Origin of the sequence: Cellulosimicrobium sp. E-16 (assembly GCF_049913115.1) — a bacterium.
Lineage (GTDB): Bacteria > Actinomycetota > Actinomycetes > Actinomycetales > Cellulomonadaceae > Cellulosimicrobium.
The window spans coordinates 1,224,966-1,239,638 of record NZ_CP183974.1 but is presented as its reverse complement, the minus strand read 5'-3'; the positions used below and the strand labels follow the sequence as shown (position 1 = coordinate 1,239,638).

Here is a 14,673-nt window from a genome sequence, read left to right as displayed (position 1 = left end):
TCGGCCGTGCATGGTCCGAGCCTCTCGGTCACGCGTGAGATGCCGAGGAGGCGCCGATGAGAGTGCTCTCAGGAACGGGGGCGACCTCGTCGGCGAGCGTCCCGGGGGCCGCGTCCAGCAGCTCCTCCGCGACCCGCAACCACGCGTCCGCGAGGTCGCGCGACGCCGCGCCCGTCGTGAGGGACAGCACGACGCCCGCCGCGCGCGCCCGCAGGGCCGCGGGGTCGACGCGCTCGTCGAACACGGCCAGGCAGCGGTCGACGAGTTCCCCCACGCCGCCGTACGCCGCCGGGGCGAGCGACGGGAGCACGGCGAGGTGCGCGACGAGGCACGCGAGGTCGTCCACGCGGTGCCCCGGGCCGAGCGTGTCGACGTCGAGCAGGACGCCGACGCGGGCGCCGCCGGCCGGAGCGGCGAGGTCGCCGGAAGCGGCCGGGTCGAGCAGGACGTTCGCCTCGTAGAAGTCGCCGTGGGTCGCGACGACCGGCCCGGGGTCGCGCGTCGCGACGGCCGTCCGGACCGCGCGCGCGACGCGTTCCACCCGGTCCGCGTCGAGGCCGTGCACTGCGAGCGCCGACGCCGCGTAGTGCTCGACGCGCTCGGCCCACGCGGGGCGGCGGCGCAGGGTCGTCGCGCGGGCCGGGAGGGCGTCGAGCGCGCGGAGGAGCTCGCGCGGGTCGATCGCGACGGGCTGGTCGTCCGGGCCGAGCGCCGCGAGGTGCTGCGCGAGCGACGGACCGCGCGCCTCCTCGAGGACGACCACGCCGTCGTCGTCCCACGCGAGGCAGCGGGGGGCGCTCACGGTGGTGGACCGGAAGAGGTCGTGCCGACGGACGAGCGCGCGGGCCCGGTCCGGGCGGACCACCTTGACGTAGACCGTGCGCGAGGACGTCCGCGCGCGCAGCACCGCGCGCCGCAGCGGGCGGTACGCGACCATCGAGACCGACTCGACGGCCTCGCCGGGCGCGAGCGTCCCCGCCCCCGCGAGGCGGCGCGTGAGCTCGCCCGCGTCGCACGCCGCCGCGAGGCCGGGCAGCATCGGGTCGGCGGGGTGCCGCCACACGTGCACGACGCGCGGGCCGTCCGCGAGACGGACGACTCCCGGGCCGACGGCGTCGGGCGACAGGGGCGCGGTCGTGGCGAGCAGGTACTCGGCGGCGTCGGCCGTGGCGGGCGCCGCGTCCGGGCGGGCCGCGAGCGCCCGGCGCGCGACGACGTCGTACCCGACCGTGACCTCCGCGCCGGGGCGCGCGTGCACCTGGTGCACCCGCCACGTGTCGAGGCTCGCACCGTCGGCGCCGAGCGCCACGGCGAGCAGCTCCCCCGCCTCGGGGGCGGTGAGCAGGTCGAGCCAGGCGCGCTGGTCGGGCGCGGGAGGGGCGAGCGTCATGAGCACAGCGCACCGCACGCGCGTGGGTCGGCGGTGAGACGTGCATGAGAGACCTCTCATGCACGGCACCGGACGGCCCGGCGCCCGGCAGGTCTTGACCGGCCAGTGCCGCCGTGGGAATGTACTGATGTGTTGATACAAACTTCGACCGAGCAGCCGCAGGGCGTCGACCACTTCCTCCCGGCGGGCTACGACCTGCTGTGGAGTGGTGCCGTCCTCGCCGTGCTCGTGGGGCTCGGCGTCGCCGTCGTGCTCGTCGTCCGGGCGGCGACGCGCACGCCCGAGCCCTCGATCCACGGGCTCGCCCAGGAGGACCCCGTGCGCCGCGCCGCCCGCCGGCACGCGACCACGGTGAGCGCCGCCGCGGTCACGGCGGCTCTCCTCGTCGGCGCGGTCGTCGCCCAGGCCGCCGCGACCGCCGTCCACGGTCTCGCCGAGGGCGTGCTCGTGGGGCTCTCCCCCGCGCTCGTCGGGCTCACGTTCCTCGGCGCGCACGCCGTCGGGGAACGCACCTGGCCCCGGCAGCGGACCGCCGTCCGCGCGGCCACGCTGCGGCCGCGGACCGTCGACGACGTCGCACCCCGGGGTCTGCGTCGCCACGCCTGGTCGCTCGGGGCGCTCGTCGTGCTGCTCGCGGTGGTCGGGGCGCTCACGGCGGGCGACGACGGGAGGTCGGTCACGCGCGTCGCGGGCGAGACCACCTCGACCGCGAGCCCCTACCCCGGCGCGTTCTACAGCGTGTGGCTCGCGCTCGCGGCCGTGCTGGTCGTCGCGGGTGCCGAGGGCGTGCTGCGTCTCGTCGCGCGTCGCCCGGCGGTCGCGCAGGTCGACGAGGCGTGGGACGTCGCCCTGCGCCGCGCGTCGGCGCACCGCGTCCTGCGGGGCGCGCAGCTCGCGCTCGGGCTGACGGCCGCGGGGATGCTCGGCATCGGCGCGAACGCCGCGGCGCGGGTGGGCTACCCGGGGGCGGTCGTCCTGGTGGTCGTCGCCGTCGGCCTGGCGCTGGCGGCGGTCGCGGTCGTCGTGCGGGCCGCCCCGGACCCGGACGCCTGGGCGGACGAGCACGCGGGCGCGCCGACCGCGGCGGGGCGCGGCCATGCCGCCGGCTGAGCTGCGCGTCGAGATCGACCTGCGGTCGGGTCTCGCGCCGTACGAGCAGATCAGGCGACAGGTCGTCGCGCACGTCGCCGCAGGGCGCCTCCGCGTCGGAGACCGGCTCCCGACGATCCGCGCCCTCGCCACGGACCTCGGGCTCGCGCCCGGGACCGTGGCCCGCGCCTACCGCGAGCTCGAGGCGGCGGGGGTCGTCACGACGCGGCGCCGGGCCGGGACCGTCGTGTCCGACGGCGTCTCTCCCACCGACGTCGCCGCGCGCCACGCCGCGCACGAGCTCGTCCGCGCCGGCCGCGAGGCCGGGCTGTCCGACGACGAGATCCTCGACGTCGTGCGCGGGGCCCTGCTCCACGAGCAACCCGGTGGCGGACCGGCCGCGGGCTGAGCCGACCGGGGGCTGCTCCCCGCCGAGGGACCGCCCGCGCGGGCGACCTCGTGTGCCGGCCGTCGCCGGGACGGGCCACGCGTCACGACAGGGTCACGATCCACCGACAGGCGCCGCCGTAGGGGGTCCTGCCGCGGAGCGGGGCGCATGATGGTGCTCCGCGGCGGACGCCGCAGCACACACGAGGGGGACCAGGTGGAGGACGGAGCTTCGGTCGGCGCGCGGACGGGCGCGGAGGCGCGCGCGGCAGCAGGACCCGTGACGGGCGCCGCGACCGTCGCGCGAGGTGGCGGCCGGGGACGGAACGCCGGGAGCCGTCCGCGGACGACGGCACGCGCGGCGGTGGGCGCGCTGGTGGCAGCACTGGTGCTCGCGGGCTGCCAGGCCGGGCTGCCGGACCTCGAGCCGGGCCGGACGCCGTCGGCCACCGCCGACGGGCCCGCGACCACCGAACCCGCGAGCCCTAGCCCCACGGAGACCGCTCCCGAGCCGGCCGAGACGCCGGAGCCCGAGCCGACCCCTGACCCGACACCGACCGAGACCCCCGCGCCGAGCACGCCCCCGCCCGCGCCGGAGCCGACCCCCGAGCCGCCGCCCGCGCCCGCCGAGCCCGCCGAGCTGGCCCGCGGCGCGAGCGGCGAGCGCGTCGTCGCGCTCCAGCAGCGCCTCGCCGACCTCGGCTACTTCATCGGCGCGCCCGACGGCGACTTCGGCGGCGGCACGCAGCAGGCCGTGTGGGCTCTCCAGAAGACGGCGGGGCTCTCGCGCGACGGCGTCGTGGGCCCCGCGACGCAGGCGGCGCTCGACGAGGGCGTCACGCCGCAGCCGCGCAGCGGGTCGGGCAAGGTCATCGAGATCGACCTGGACCGCCAGCTCCTGCTCGCCGTCGAGGACGGCCGGGTGGTCACGGTGGTCAACGCGTCGTCGGGCAACGGCGAGTCGTACGAGGCGAAGGGCCGCACCTACCGTGCCGGCACGCCGCGCGGCGAGTTCCACGTGGGCCGGCAGGTCGACGGCAACCACTCGTCGAGCCTCGAGCTCGGCGACATGTGGCGCCCCAAGTTCTTCACGGGCGGAATCGCGGTGCACGGCTCGGGCTCGATCCCGCCGTGGCCCGCGTCCCACGGCTGCGTGCGCGTCGCGAACTCCGCGATGAACTGGCTCTGGGACTCCTGGCACGCCGACCCGGGCACGACGGTCCTCGTCTACTGACTCCCGCCCCGCGCTGAGTGCATGAAATAGTCGCGCCGGCATGGCCCGGACGCGACTATTTCATGCACTCAGCGAGGGAAGGTCAGAGGGAGACGCCGACGAGGACGGGCTCGGGGACGAGCTCGACGCCGAACGCATCGAGGACGCCGTCGCGGACCGCGCGCGCGAGCTCGACGAGGTCCTCCGCGCTCGCGCCGCCGCGGTTGGTCAGCGCCAGGGTGTGCTTGGTCGACAGGCGCGCGAGGCTCGACGGGCCGTGCACGCCGAAGCCCTTGGTGAACCCCGCGTGCTCGATGAGCCACGCCGCGGAGGTCTTGACGAGCGTCGGGTCGATCTCGCCCAGGCTCGGGCCGGTCGTGCGGGACGGCGTCGCGGAGCGCACCGGGTAGCGCGGGGCCTCCGCCGGGAGCAGGTCGGCCTGGTCGGCCGGGACGACGGGGTTGGTGAAGAACGACCCGGCGCTCCAGCGGTCGTGGTCCGGGCCTGTCTCCCCCGGCGCGGCGTCCCCCGCCGCGCCGGTCGCGACGTCCGGGCCGACGCCGTCGAGCAGCATGCCCTTGCGGGCCCGGAGCGCGAGGACGGCGTCGCGCACGTCGGCGCTCGGAGCCCGGTCGCCGACCTGCACGCCGAGCGTCCGGGCGAGCTCCGGGTAGCCGACCGGGGCGGACAGCGAGCCGAGGCGGGACTGGAACCCGACGTCGAGGACGACGTAGCGCGGCGACGGGTACCACGGACCGTCCGCCTCACCGTCGCCGCCCTGCTTGTCCACAATCACGTGCATGCTGCGCTTGAGCACCGACGTGCGGTACCCGAACGCGAGCTCGCCCAGCGCGAGCGTGCGCACGCGCGACCTCTGCCGGTCCCAGACGCGCACGGTCGAAATCACGCCCGCGACCTCCTGCCCGTACGCGCCGATGTTCTGGACGGGCGCGGCACCGACCGTGCCGGGAATGCCGGAGAGCGCCTCGACGCCGACCCACTCCTCCGCGACCGCGCGCGCCACGAGCTCGTCCCAGTCCTGCCCGGCCGGCGCGTGGAAGCTCGCACCGCCGCACGAGTCCTCGGCGTCCACGGTGATCCCGCGCCGCAGGTCGCGCACGACGACGCCACCGAAGCCCTCGTCCCCGACGAGCAGGTTCGACCCGCCGCCGATCACGAGCAGCGGCTCGCCGGCCTCGTCCGCCGCGCGCACGGTGTCCACGAGCTCGGCCTCGCTGTGCGCCTCGACGTACCGGTCCGCGGGCCCACCGACACGCAGCGTCGTCAGCTCCGCCAACGAGGGTGCACCGACGGCGTCGGGACGCAGTCCCGGCGCGGTCCGGACGATCTCGGGCCGGTCACGGTCGACTGGGGCAGTGGGTTCGCACGTCACCGCCCCAGCGTAGTTCGCCCGCGCTCGGGCTCGTGGACCGGGTCAGCGGTGGGGGGTCTCCCCCGTGCGCTGGGCCGCCTGCTGGCCGGCGGAGCCCGCGGCGGTGGGGAGAGGGCGCGTGGCGCCGACGACGAGGAGGCCGACGACGACCGGGATCGCGATCACGAGGAGCGCGGCGCGGTAGCCGACGTGCTCGGCGAGGAACCCGATGAGCGGCGGGCCCATGAAGAACGCGGAGTAGCCGATGGTCGCGACGACGCTCACGCGCACGGCAGCGCGCGCCGGGTCGTCCGAGGCCGCGCTCATCCCGACGGGGAACCCCAGCGCCGCACCCATCCCCCACGCGACCACGCCGAGCAGCGCGAGCCAGAGGCTCGGCGAGAGCGTGAAGAGGAGCAGACCGACGAGCGCGAGCGCCGCACCGAGCCGCAGCACGGTGACGCGGCCGTACCGGTCGAGCAGGCCCGTGCCGAGCAGGCGCATGCCGGTCATGGCCGTGAGGAACACGGCGAGGCCGACGGCGCCCATCGCGTCGGAGGTCCCGAAGCCGTCGACGACGGCGAGGCTCACCCAGTCGTTCGCGGCGCCCTCGGTGAGCGCGGCGGCGAGCACGACGAGCCCGATGAGCAGAGTCCGGGGCTCGGTCCACGCACTGAGCGCGCCGCGCGCGTTCTCCGACGCGGTGAGGGGTGCGCCGCTGCCCGCCGCGGCGGCCGGGTCCGATCCGGCGGCGTCCTCGGCCGCGTCCACGACGTGCTCCACCTGGCCGGCCGGCAGGAAGAACCGCACGCACCACAGGACGCCGAGGAGGCTCAGCACGACGGCGGCCGTGAGGTGCACCTGGACCGGGACGTGCAGCGCGGCCATGAGCGCCCCCACGCCCGCGCCCGCCATGGTGCCGAACGAGAAGCCGGCGTGGAAGCGGGGCATGATCGCCTTGCCGAGCCGCTGCTCGACGGCGGCGCCCTCGAGGTTCATGGCGGCGTCCCACACGCCCGTGCCGATGCCGGCGAGGAAGAGCCCGGCGCGCACGACGACGTCCTCCCCCGTGGCCACGCCCGTGACGGCGGTGACGAGGCCGACGACGTTCGTCACGGCGAACAGCGTGACGGCCTTCGACGCGCCGAGCCGCTGGACGACCATGCCGGACAGCGGCAGCGCGAGCAGCGACCCGACCGCCATGAAGAGCAGCAGCAGGCCCATCTGCGCCTCGGTGAAACCGAGCGAGTCGCGGACCGCGGGCAGCCGCGAGGCCCAGGTCGCGAAGTTGAACCCGTTGAGGAAGAAGACCGCGAAGACGGCCCAGGTGGCGAGCGCGACGACGCGACGGTCGGTGCGGGCGGTGGTCATGCGGAGGTCTCCTCGCGGCGGTGCGACGGGCGGGTTCGGGGGCGGCGTGCTGTGACACGGTGGACGGTGGCGGACGTCCCGGTGCGGGTCGTCGCGCGGGGCCGGCGCGCGCGGCGGGGGCGGCGCGCGTCGTCGACCCCGTCCGCGACGGCACCGGTCGCACCGTCCTGGTCGAGGTCGCCCGACCGGCCGGCGGCGTCCGCGGCGACCGCCGCGTCGGTCTCGGGTCCATCCTCCACCCCGGAGGCCGCACCGTCGTCCGCACCCGCCACGGGACGCGGCGCCCGGGCGGCGAGCGCGGCCGGGGTCCGCAGCGGCGTGACCTGGCGCGCGAGGAGGACGCTGAGGACCATCGCGGCGACGATGAGCACGAGCGCGTGACGCGCGCCCATGGCCTCGGCGGCGAGCCCGAGCAGCGGCGGGGCCGCGAGGGACGCCATGGACGCGAAGGCGGACACGACGGACACTCGGCTCGCGGCGCGCAGCGGCTCGTCGGACGCGGCGGCGATGCCGACGGGCACCGCGAGCGCCGCGCCGAAGCCCCAGAGCACGACCCCGACGCCGGCAAGCTGGAGCGTCGGCGCGAACCCGAAGAGCAGCAGCCCGGCGATCGACGCCACGCCCGAGGCACGGAGCACGGCGACGCGCCCGAAGCGGTCGATGAGGCGGGTGCCCGCGAGGCGCATGACCGTCATGGCCGCGACGAACGTGCCGAACACGACGGCGCCGACGGCCTCGGTCTGCGCGAACCCGTCGACGACGGCGAGCGAGAGCCAGTCGTTGGCCGACCCCTCGGACAGCGCGGCGGAGAGGATGACGAGGCCGATGAGCAGCGTGCGCGGCTCGCGCCACGCCGAGAGCGCCGCCCCGAGCCGGGCGCCGCGACGGGCGAGGCGGGCGCGGAGCCCGGCCGTCTCGACGTCGACGACCGCGTCGCCGAGCGCCTCGACCGGGGCGGGTGCCACAAGGGGCGCCTCGGACGTCGCGGGAGCGCGCGACGGGAGCGTGTCGTGGACCGTCGCGGGGATCGCGGCGAGTCGCCAGACGGTCGCGACGGCGCCGGTCGCGACGAACTGGACGAGGACCGGCACCTGCGCGTGGGCGCACGCGGCACCGACGAGCGAGCCGACGACCGCGCCGATGGAGAACGCCGCGTGGAACTGGGGCAGGATCGTGCGCCCGACCCGCCGCTCGATGCCCGCGCTCTCGACGTTCATCGGGACGTTGCCGAGCGAGAACGCCATGCCGTTGACGAAGATGCCCGCCGCGAGCAGGGGGACGGAGCCCGTCGCGGGGCCGAGGCCGAGCAGGAGGAACGCGACGCCGAACAGGACCGCGGAGACGCCGAACGCGACCCGCCCGCCGAAGCGCGTGACGAAGGGGCCGGCGGCGGTGACGGTGAGGAGCGCGCCGACGGCTCCCGCGAGGAGCACGACACCGAGGTCCGCGGGGGTGAGGCCGAGCGCGTCGCGCACCGAGGGGATGCGCGCGAGCCAGCTCGACATCATGACGCCGTTGAGCGCGAACACGCCGAGGAGGACCCAGCGTGCCCGGGCCAGGGCGCGAGGGTCGGACAGGTGGTCGGACGGCGACTGCGCAGCACCTCCTCGAATCGATTCGATCCGACGGACGAGAGTGCGCTTCGAATCGATTCGAGGCATGGTCACCAGTGTGCGGGTACGCTGGCCGCGCGTCAATCGAGAATCCCGCGCGCGCGGGAGGCAGGGAGCGTGATGAGCGACACCCCCGGGAACCGGGAGCCTGCGGCCGGGCCGTCGGCCCACCGCCCCACGCTCGCGAAGGTCGCCGAGCGGGCCGGCGTCTCCGTCTCGACGGCGTCGCTCGCCTTCTCCGGCGCGGGGCCGATCACCCCGGAGACTCGCGCGCGCGTGCTCGACGCCGCGAAGGAGCTCGGGTACACCGGCCCCAACCCGCTCGGCCGCCAGCTCCGGTCGGGCCGGTCGGGCGTCGTCGGCGTCGTCGTCGGCGACCAGCTCCGCCGCGCGTTCCGGGACCCCGTCGCCGTGCAGGTGCTCGACGGTCTCGTCTCGACGCTCGGCGAGAACGGCCTGGGCGTCCTCCTCATCCCCGGCATCCCGTCCGACGACCCGGCCCGCGCCGTCGACCCGCTCGTCGAGAGCGCGGCCATGGACGTCGCCGTCCTCGTGTGGGGCGTCGGGTCCGACGACGCGACGCTGGCCGCGCTCCAGCGCCGCGGCGTGCCGGTGGTCATCGGGGAGGGACGCGCGGTCGAGGGCACCCCGCTGGTCGCGATCCGCGACCGGGTCGGGACGGCCGACGTCGTGCGCCACCTCGTCGACCTCGGCCACACGCGCGTCGCGGAGGTCTCGCTCCCCCTCGACAGCTCCGACCGCAGCGGGCCGATCGACGCGGTGCGGCTCGCCCAGGTGGACCGCACGCCGACGGCCAACCGGCTCGCGGGCGTGCGCGACGTCGTCGAACCCGTCGCGAGCTGGGAGACCGAGGCGTCGCTCGTCGAGCACGGCCGCTCCGCCACGCTCGCCCTGCTGGGCAGCACCGCCGCGGACGGGACGATCGTCGCCACCGACCCGTCGACCCGGCCCACGGCGGTGATCGCCCACTCCGACCTGCTCGCCGCGGGCGCGCTGCTCGCCGCGCGCGAGCTCGGCCTGCGCGTGCCCGACGACGTCTCGGTCGCTGGGTTCGACGGGCTGGACCTGCCGTGGCTCGCCCCGGACGTCCTCACGAGCGTCCACCAGCCGCTCGCCCGCAAGGGCTCCGAGCTGGGTCTCGCCGTGATCCGGCAGCTCGCGGGCGACGCCCCGACGACGGTCGAGCTCGACGTCGAGCTGGTGGTGGGGACGACGACGGGCCCCGCCCCCACCACCTGACACCGGCCGCTCGGACGGGGTCAGCCGAGCCGGCCCGGCTGGAGCGGGTTCGCCCGCGCGGCCGCCATGAGGTACCAGGACGTCGCCCCGACGTGCTGCACCTGGAAGTACCCGAACCCGAATCCCGAGTCGAGCAGGCTCGACGCGGCGACGACGCCACCGCGATCCGGCAGCGCGACGCCGCCGATCGTCTGGCCGGCCCCGACGCCCTCCTGCGCGCCCTGTATCTCCCGGAGCAGGCCCTCGGCGCGGACCCGGTCGTCGTCCCGCTCGCAGCCGCGGCGACCCCGACGTCGGTCGTCGCGGCTCCCCCGACCACGTGCACCGCGGTCCGCGAGCGCCGACGCGAGCTGCGCCGTCCCCTCGAGCCACACCCCCTGCTGGTGCACCGGCAGGCCGTTGTACGACGCCGTGGACGTCAGGCTCGCGCTCGAGAACGTCACGCCCTCCACGACGGTCCCGACCGGGAGCTGCGACACGCCCTCGCCCGCGACGTCGCGCGCGGCCAGCGCGTCGTCCGCCCAGTCGAGCGCGCGGGCGTAGCGCCGCTCGCGCAGCGCGAGCCACCCCCACGTCTGCGGGTCGAGCGGGAGCGGGTCCCGGTTGATCTCGGTGCCGTCGTTCGTGCCGGTGTAGAGGTAGCCGCCGTCGGGCTCCCACATGCGGTCGACGAACGCGCGCGCGTGCGCGGCGGCACGGCTCCAGCGCCGGTCGCGCGTCACGGACCCGAGCTGGCGGAAGAACGCGACGCAGTCGACGTTGTGCTCGGTCGAGCCGTTGGGGATCGGGGCGTTCGCGCCGTCCACGCCGAACGAGAACCCGCCGAGGGGCGCCTGCGACCACGTGTTCGCGACGATCCACTCGCCGATCCGCCGCGCGGCGTCCAGGTAGCGCCGCTCGCGCGTCACCGCGTGCAGGTGCAGCAGCGCGATGCCCGGCCAGGCCATGTCGCCCACCGCCGTCCCGAGGAAGCCGAACTGCCACCCGACGTTCGCCGTGCCGTCCGGCAGCACGAGCCCGTGCTCCTGCGGCGTGCCGTCGTAGAAGGTGTACGGACCGACGTTGTACGCCTGGCGCAGGCGGCCGTCGTCGTGGGCGGGGTCGTTCTCGAGGGCGAACACGAGCCCGTCGCCGAGCGCCCGCGCGCGGTCGAGGTAACGCCGGCCGGCGGTGAGCGTCGCGAGGATCGCGAGGGCGTTGTCGTAGACGAACGCCGTGGAGAACAGGCCGAGCTGGTCGGCGTACGACTGGGCGAGCCGCGGGCCGGGGTTGACGCCGGGGTAGGCGTCGGTCGCCGCGGCGAGGAAGCCGTGGGCGCGCTGGACCGACGCCGCGCGGCCCCGCGCCGGGCCCCCGGTCCTCTGCCCGACGGCGCCCGTCGCCGCGGGCAGGGTCGTGCCCGGTCGCGCTGCCGCCGGGGTCGCCGTGAGCCCGGCGAGGGCGAGCGCCCCGCCGAGCGCGAGGACCGTGCGGCGGTCGAGCCCTCGCGGGGGCACGGGCGCGGGGCTGTGGTCGCGCGGGTCGTGGGGTGCGGGTAGGCCACCGTGCTGGGTCATGAGCGTCTCCTTCGACGTCGTGAGGGGCGCGACCCACGCTAGTGGGAGCGTTCCCATGACGAAAGGGGGCGGGCCGTGGCGAACGATGTCGAATCGTGCGAGCCGGCCCCGCACGCGACTCAACCTTCCGGTGCCGTCGTGCGTGTGACAGTCATGACCGTGAACGCGATCGCCCTCTCGGCCGACGACGAACCCGACGAGAGCCCACCACCCGACGCCGTCCTCCCCGTGGTGCGGGTGGTCACGTCGCACGAGCAGGAGTTCAGCGACTTCATGGCGAGCGCCGCTCCCCGCCTCGCGCGCACCGCGTGGCTGCTGTGCGGCGACGAGCACCTGGCCGACGAGCTCGTCCAGCAGGCCCTCACCCGCACGTACCTGCACTGGCGCACGGCGCGCGAGCGCGACCCGTACGCCTACGCCCGCCGCACCCTGGCCAACCTGCGGGTCGACACGTGGCGCCGCCGACGACGCGAGGTGCTGGTCGCCCCGCCCGACCTCCCCGAGACCGCGAGCGACCCCCGGGCCGACCAGCACGCCGAACGGGACGTCCTCGTCCGCGCGCTCGCGACGCTCACGGCACGCCAGCGCCGGGTCGTCGTGCTGCGCCACCTCGTCGGGCTGAGCGAGAGGGAGGTCGCCGACGACCTCGGCGTCTCCGTCGGCACCGTCAAGTCCACGGCGTCGCGCGGGCTCGCCCAGCTCCGCTCGGTCCTCGGCGCCGCGGACGCGGCCCCGGACTCCCCCACCCCGCACCCCACCACCCGGAGCACCGACGCAAGGAGGCAGCGATGAGCGGCGCCCTGACACCGACGGACGACGCGTTCGCACGCTCCCTGCGCGAGCGGGTCGATGCCGTCGAACCCCGCATCGACGTCGACATCACCCGGGTCGTCCCGGCAGCGCGCCGGGTCCGGCGACGTCGTCGTGCCGTCGTCGCGGGCGTGTGCGCCCTCGCCGTCGTGACGGGCGCCGGTACCTGGGCGGCACGCGAGCACGGCCTGCTGCGCACCGAGCCGCTGCTGCCCGCGACCGTCACGCCGTACGTCCCCGACGCGGACGCACCGACGATCGACGGCGGCTGGCCCGACGCCCCGTACTGGCACGTACGGTCGGAGTCGGCCGGAACGGACTCCACGGGAGCCGCGTCGCACGAGGTCCGCGACACCTGGTACGGCAACGACCGACCCGGCGTCGTCACGGTCGACGGCTCGCCCGAGGACGGCTTCTCGTTCGGGCCCCGAGACTGGGGCGACCTCCTGATCGACGGCGAGCGCGTCGCCGTCGGGTGGGAGGGGCTCTACGCGCTCCCGACGGAGCCCGCGCAGCTCGAGCAGCTCCTGCGGGCGAGCGTCGAACCGGACCGCGGCGCCGGGTCGGACGACGACAAGATCTTCGACATGGCTCAGTCCTTGCTCGTCGGGAGCCCGGCACCGCCCGCACTGCGCGACGCCCTCTGGAGCGTCATGACGGGACTGCCGACGAGCACGCCCCTCGGAGAGGTCACAGACTCCCTGGGCCGTGCGGGCGAGGGCGTCCAGAGGTCCCTCCAGGGTCAGACGGACCGTCTCGTCTACGACCCTGTGGACCACCGCGTCCTCGAGTCGTCGAGCGAGCTCGACCCCGGCGTCCTCGACGAGATGGAGGCACAGGGCCAGCTCGAGGGCGCGATCATGTCCGTCTCGGGCCGGACCACCTACCTCGAGGAAGGCCCGGCCGAGGGCACGCCGGTCGAGCCGTCGCTCGGGGACAGCGGGTGCGTCGCCTGGGAGACGTGCTGACGCGGACAGGACCCCCACGACGACGAGGGCGCCGCACCCGGCCGGGCGCGGCGCCCTCGTGGCGTCAGGAGCGTGCGGTCGCCCAGTGCGACCGCGGTTCAGAGGCGGACGACCGCCTGGGTCTTGCCGAGCACGCGCGCGCCCTCGAACGTGACCGTGAGGTCGACACGGACCGTGCCGGCCTCGGCGTCGACCACCCCGACGGTCCCGGTGACCTCGAGCGTGGCGACGCCGGGGTTCGGCACGGGCACGGGGCGCGTGAAGCGCGTCTGGTAGTCGACGACGGCGCCCGGGTCGCCGGCCCAGTCCTCGACCAGCGCGACCGCGGCGCCCATGGTGAACATGCCGTGCGCGATGACGCCCGGCAGGCCGACCTCGGCCGCGAAGGCGTCGTTCCAGTGGATCGGGTTGAAGTCGCCGCTCGCGCCGGCGTAGCGGACGAGGCGCGCGCGGTCGACCTCGACCGTGCGCGTGCCGATCACGTCACCGACCGAGAGGTCGGTGAGGACGGGGCGGACGACGTCGGTGCTCATGCGCCCTCCCCGCGGACGGCGAGGGTGGAGGTGACGGTCGAGACCGGCTCGGTGCCGCCGTCGGGCAGGACCGCGGCGATCTCGCAGCGCGTGGTGACCATCGCGAGGCCGGCCCGCTCGACGATCGAGTCCACGTGCAGCACGGTCACGAGCTCGTCGCCCGCGACGATCGGCCGGTGGTGCGTGAAGCGCTCGTCCGCGTGGACGACGCGCGAGAAGTCGATGCCCGCCTCGGGGTCCTCGATGAGCTGCCCCTCCGCCCGCTGGGCGACGACGACCGCGAAGGTCGGAGGTGCGACGAGGTCCGGATAGCCCGCACCCCGCGCCGCCACGAGGTCGTGGTGCACGGGGTGGGTGGCGCCGACGGCGCCGGAGAACTCCCGCAGCTTCTCGCGTCCCACCGAGTACGGCGCGTTGGCGGGGTACTCGCGGCCGACGTAGGCCAGGTTGACGCTCACTGCGGTGCGCGGGCGCGGAGCCGGAGGCTCAGCGGGTCTCGCGGTGCGCGGTGTGCTTGCCGCAGCGCGGGCAGAACTTCGCGAGCTCCAGGCGGTCCGGGTCGTTGCGACGGTTCTTCTTCGTGATGTAGTTGCGCTCCTTGCAGTCCACGCAGGCCAGCGTGATCTTGGGGCGAACGTCAGCGCTCTTGCTTGCCACGGTTGTGAGCCACCTCTCGCGCCTCCGGAGGGCGCATGTGCTGTGCAGGTCGCACGACGCCGGCCGCCGTACGAGGTTGTCGAAAGTGGTAGCGGAGGCGGGGATCGAACCCGCGACCTCACGATTATGAGTCGTGCGCTCTAACCATCTGAGCTACCCCGCCGCGTGACTGAACGCGAGGTCGTCTCGCCAGTATTCCAGCAAGACGACCCCGCGTCACCACAGAGCCCCGAAAGGGAATCGAACCCTTGACCTTCTCCTTACCATGGAGACGCTCTGCCGACTGAGCTATCGGGGCAGCGCGGAAAACTTTACACGGAACACGGCGTCGAACGAAATCGGCGCCGTTCCGCCGTTCCTGGGCCCTTCGGTACCGCCCACCCCGGCTCGTGCACCGCCCGACCGCACGGGGTCGCGCGGTGCGCCGGGAGACGTGGTGACGGCGGCAGGCCCC

The 14,673-nt window shown here is 75.7% G+C and carries 14 protein-coding genes and 2 tRNA genes; 6 read left to right on the top strand and 10 right to left on the bottom strand.

Going from position 1 to position 14,673, the window contains the following annotated elements; translation table 11 throughout:
• Positions 1-28: 28 nt before the first annotated feature.
• On the bottom strand, positions 29-1,390 hold the full coding sequence (locus ACN9MS_RS05365; RefSeq protein WP_426311050.1) for an aminoglycoside phosphotransferase family protein: 1,362 nt from the start codon (positions 1,388-1,390) through the stop codon (positions 29-31).
• Positions 1,391-1,522: 132 nt separating this feature from the next.
• Between ACN9MS_RS05365 and ACN9MS_RS05360 the strand changes: the two genes are divergently transcribed.
• The 3 genes from ACN9MS_RS05360 (at position 1,523) to ACN9MS_RS05350 (ending at position 4,100) form a co-directional block, all read left to right on the top strand.
• The gene (locus ACN9MS_RS05360; protein ID WP_426311049.1) at positions 1,523-2,500 is read left to right on the top strand and encodes a hypothetical protein; all 978 of its coding nucleotides are present in this window, start codon (positions 1,523-1,525) and stop codon (positions 2,498-2,500) included.
• Entirely contained in the window at positions 2,487-2,888 is a 402-nt protein-coding gene (locus ACN9MS_RS05355) for a GntR family transcriptional regulator (protein ID WP_170227214.1), read from the top strand. The genes ACN9MS_RS05360 and ACN9MS_RS05355 overlap by 14 nt, the downstream gene beginning before the upstream one ends.
• Positions 2,889-3,083: 195 nt before the next feature.
• Positions 3,084-4,100 (top strand): L,D-transpeptidase family protein, encoded by a 1,017-nt coding sequence (locus ACN9MS_RS05350; protein ID WP_426311048.1) that lies wholly within the window; start codon positions 3,084-3,086, stop codon positions 4,098-4,100.
• A gap of 82 nt (positions 4,101-4,182) precedes the next feature.
• Here ACN9MS_RS05350 and ACN9MS_RS05345 read toward each other — a convergent pair whose 3' ends face one another.
• The 3 genes from ACN9MS_RS05345 to ACN9MS_RS05335 form a co-directional block, all read right to left on the bottom strand.
• A complete protein-coding gene (locus ACN9MS_RS05345) occupies positions 4,183-5,427 on the bottom strand; it encodes a UDP-N-acetylmuramate dehydrogenase (RefSeq protein ID WP_426311833.1) in 1,245 nt (414 codons plus the stop codon).
• 87 nt (positions 5,428-5,514) lie between these two features.
• Positions 5,515-6,822: an MFS transporter gene (locus ACN9MS_RS05340; protein WP_426311047.1), complete on the bottom strand. Its 1,308-nt coding sequence runs from the start codon at positions 6,820-6,822 to the stop codon at positions 5,515-5,517.
• Positions 6,819-8,351: an MFS transporter gene (locus ACN9MS_RS05335; RefSeq protein ID WP_426311046.1), complete on the bottom strand. Its 1,533-nt coding sequence runs from the start codon at positions 8,349-8,351 to the stop codon at positions 6,819-6,821. The genes ACN9MS_RS05340 and ACN9MS_RS05335 overlap by 4 nt, the downstream gene beginning before the upstream one ends.
• A 204-nt stretch (positions 8,352-8,555) precedes the next feature.
• Here ACN9MS_RS05335 and ACN9MS_RS05330 point away from each other — a divergent pair, with 204 nt between their 5' ends.
• Complete coding sequence (locus ACN9MS_RS05330) at positions 8,556-9,695, top strand: LacI family DNA-binding transcriptional regulator (protein ID WP_426311045.1); 1,140 nt, start codon at positions 8,556-8,558, stop codon at positions 9,693-9,695.
• Positions 9,696-9,715: 20 nt separating this feature from the next.
• On the opposite strand, the gene ACN9MS_RS05325 is transcribed toward ACN9MS_RS05330, so the two are convergent.
• Positions 9,716-11,251 (bottom strand): Tat pathway signal sequence domain protein, encoded by a 1,536-nt coding sequence (locus ACN9MS_RS05325; protein ID WP_426311044.1) that lies wholly within the window; start codon positions 11,249-11,251, stop codon positions 9,716-9,718.
• 159 nt (positions 11,252-11,410) lie between these two features.
• Between ACN9MS_RS05325 and ACN9MS_RS05320 the strand changes: the two genes are divergently transcribed.
• Together ACN9MS_RS05320 and ACN9MS_RS05315 are read left to right on the top strand one after the other, a co-directional pair.
• A complete protein-coding gene (locus ACN9MS_RS05320; protein ID WP_426311043.1) occupies positions 11,411-12,043 on the top strand; it encodes a SigE family RNA polymerase sigma factor in 633 nt (210 codons plus the stop codon).
• On the top strand, positions 12,040-13,029 hold the full coding sequence (locus ACN9MS_RS05315; RefSeq protein WP_426311042.1) for a hypothetical protein: 990 nt from the start codon (positions 12,040-12,042) through the stop codon (positions 13,027-13,029). Before ACN9MS_RS05320 ends, ACN9MS_RS05315 begins: the two co-directional genes overlap by 4 nt.
• 98 nt (positions 13,030-13,127) lie before the next feature.
• Here ACN9MS_RS05315 and ACN9MS_RS05310 read toward each other — a convergent pair whose 3' ends face one another.
• The 5 genes from ACN9MS_RS05310 to ACN9MS_RS05290 all read right to left on the bottom strand — a co-directional run bounded on the left by ACN9MS_RS05310 (position 13,128) and on the right by ACN9MS_RS05290 (position 14,517).
• The gene (locus ACN9MS_RS05310; RefSeq protein ID WP_426311041.1) at positions 13,128-13,562 is read right to left on the bottom strand and encodes a MaoC family dehydratase; all 435 of its coding nucleotides are present in this window, start codon (positions 13,560-13,562) and stop codon (positions 13,128-13,130) included.
• The gene (locus ACN9MS_RS05305; protein WP_389279029.1) at positions 13,559-14,020 is read right to left on the bottom strand and encodes an FAS1-like dehydratase domain-containing protein; all 462 of its coding nucleotides are present in this window, start codon (positions 14,018-14,020) and stop codon (positions 13,559-13,561) included. Before ACN9MS_RS05305 ends, ACN9MS_RS05310 begins: the two co-directional genes overlap by 4 nt.
• Positions 14,021-14,048: 28 nt before the next feature.
• Positions 14,049-14,219, bottom strand: coding sequence for a 50S ribosomal protein L33 (gene rpmG / locus ACN9MS_RS05300; RefSeq protein WP_021482899.1), 171 nt, complete (start codon positions 14,217-14,219; stop codon positions 14,049-14,051).
• Positions 14,220-14,305: 86 nt separating this feature from the next.
• Positions 14,306-14,382 (bottom strand) — tRNA-Met (locus ACN9MS_RS05295).
• A 62-nt stretch (positions 14,383-14,444) separates the two neighbouring features.
• A tRNA-Thr gene (locus ACN9MS_RS05290) sits at positions 14,445-14,517 on the bottom strand.
• Between the last annotated feature and the right edge of the window lie 156 nt (positions 14,518-14,673).

Bases quoted from the DNA above. Each gene is read 5' to 3' on its own strand.
- ACN9MS_RS05355 (WP_170227214.1), top strand. From the start codon at position 2,487: ATGCCGCCGGCTGAGCTGCGCGTCGAGATCGACCTGCGGTCGGGTCTC.
- ACN9MS_RS05365 (WP_426311050.1), bottom strand. From the start codon at position 1,390: ATGACGCTCGCCCCTCCCGCGCCCGACCAGCGCGCCTGGCTCGACCTG.
- ACN9MS_RS05310 (WP_426311041.1), bottom strand. From the start codon at position 13,562: ATGAGCACCGACGTCGTCCGCCCCGTCCTCACCGACCTCTCGGTCGGT.
- ACN9MS_RS05315 (WP_426311042.1), top strand. From the start codon at position 12,040: ATGAGCGGCGCCCTGACACCGACGGACGACGCGTTCGCACGCTCCCTG.
- ACN9MS_RS05330 (WP_426311045.1), top strand. From the start codon at position 8,556: ATGAGCGACACCCCCGGGAACCGGGAGCCTGCGGCCGGGCCGTCGGCC.
- ACN9MS_RS05340 (WP_426311047.1), bottom strand. From the start codon at position 6,822: ATGACCACCGCCCGCACCGACCGTCGCGTCGTCGCGCTCGCCACCTGG.
- ACN9MS_RS05325 (WP_426311044.1), bottom strand. From the start codon at position 11,251: ATGACCCAGCACGGTGGCCTACCCGCACCCCACGACCCGCGCGACCAC.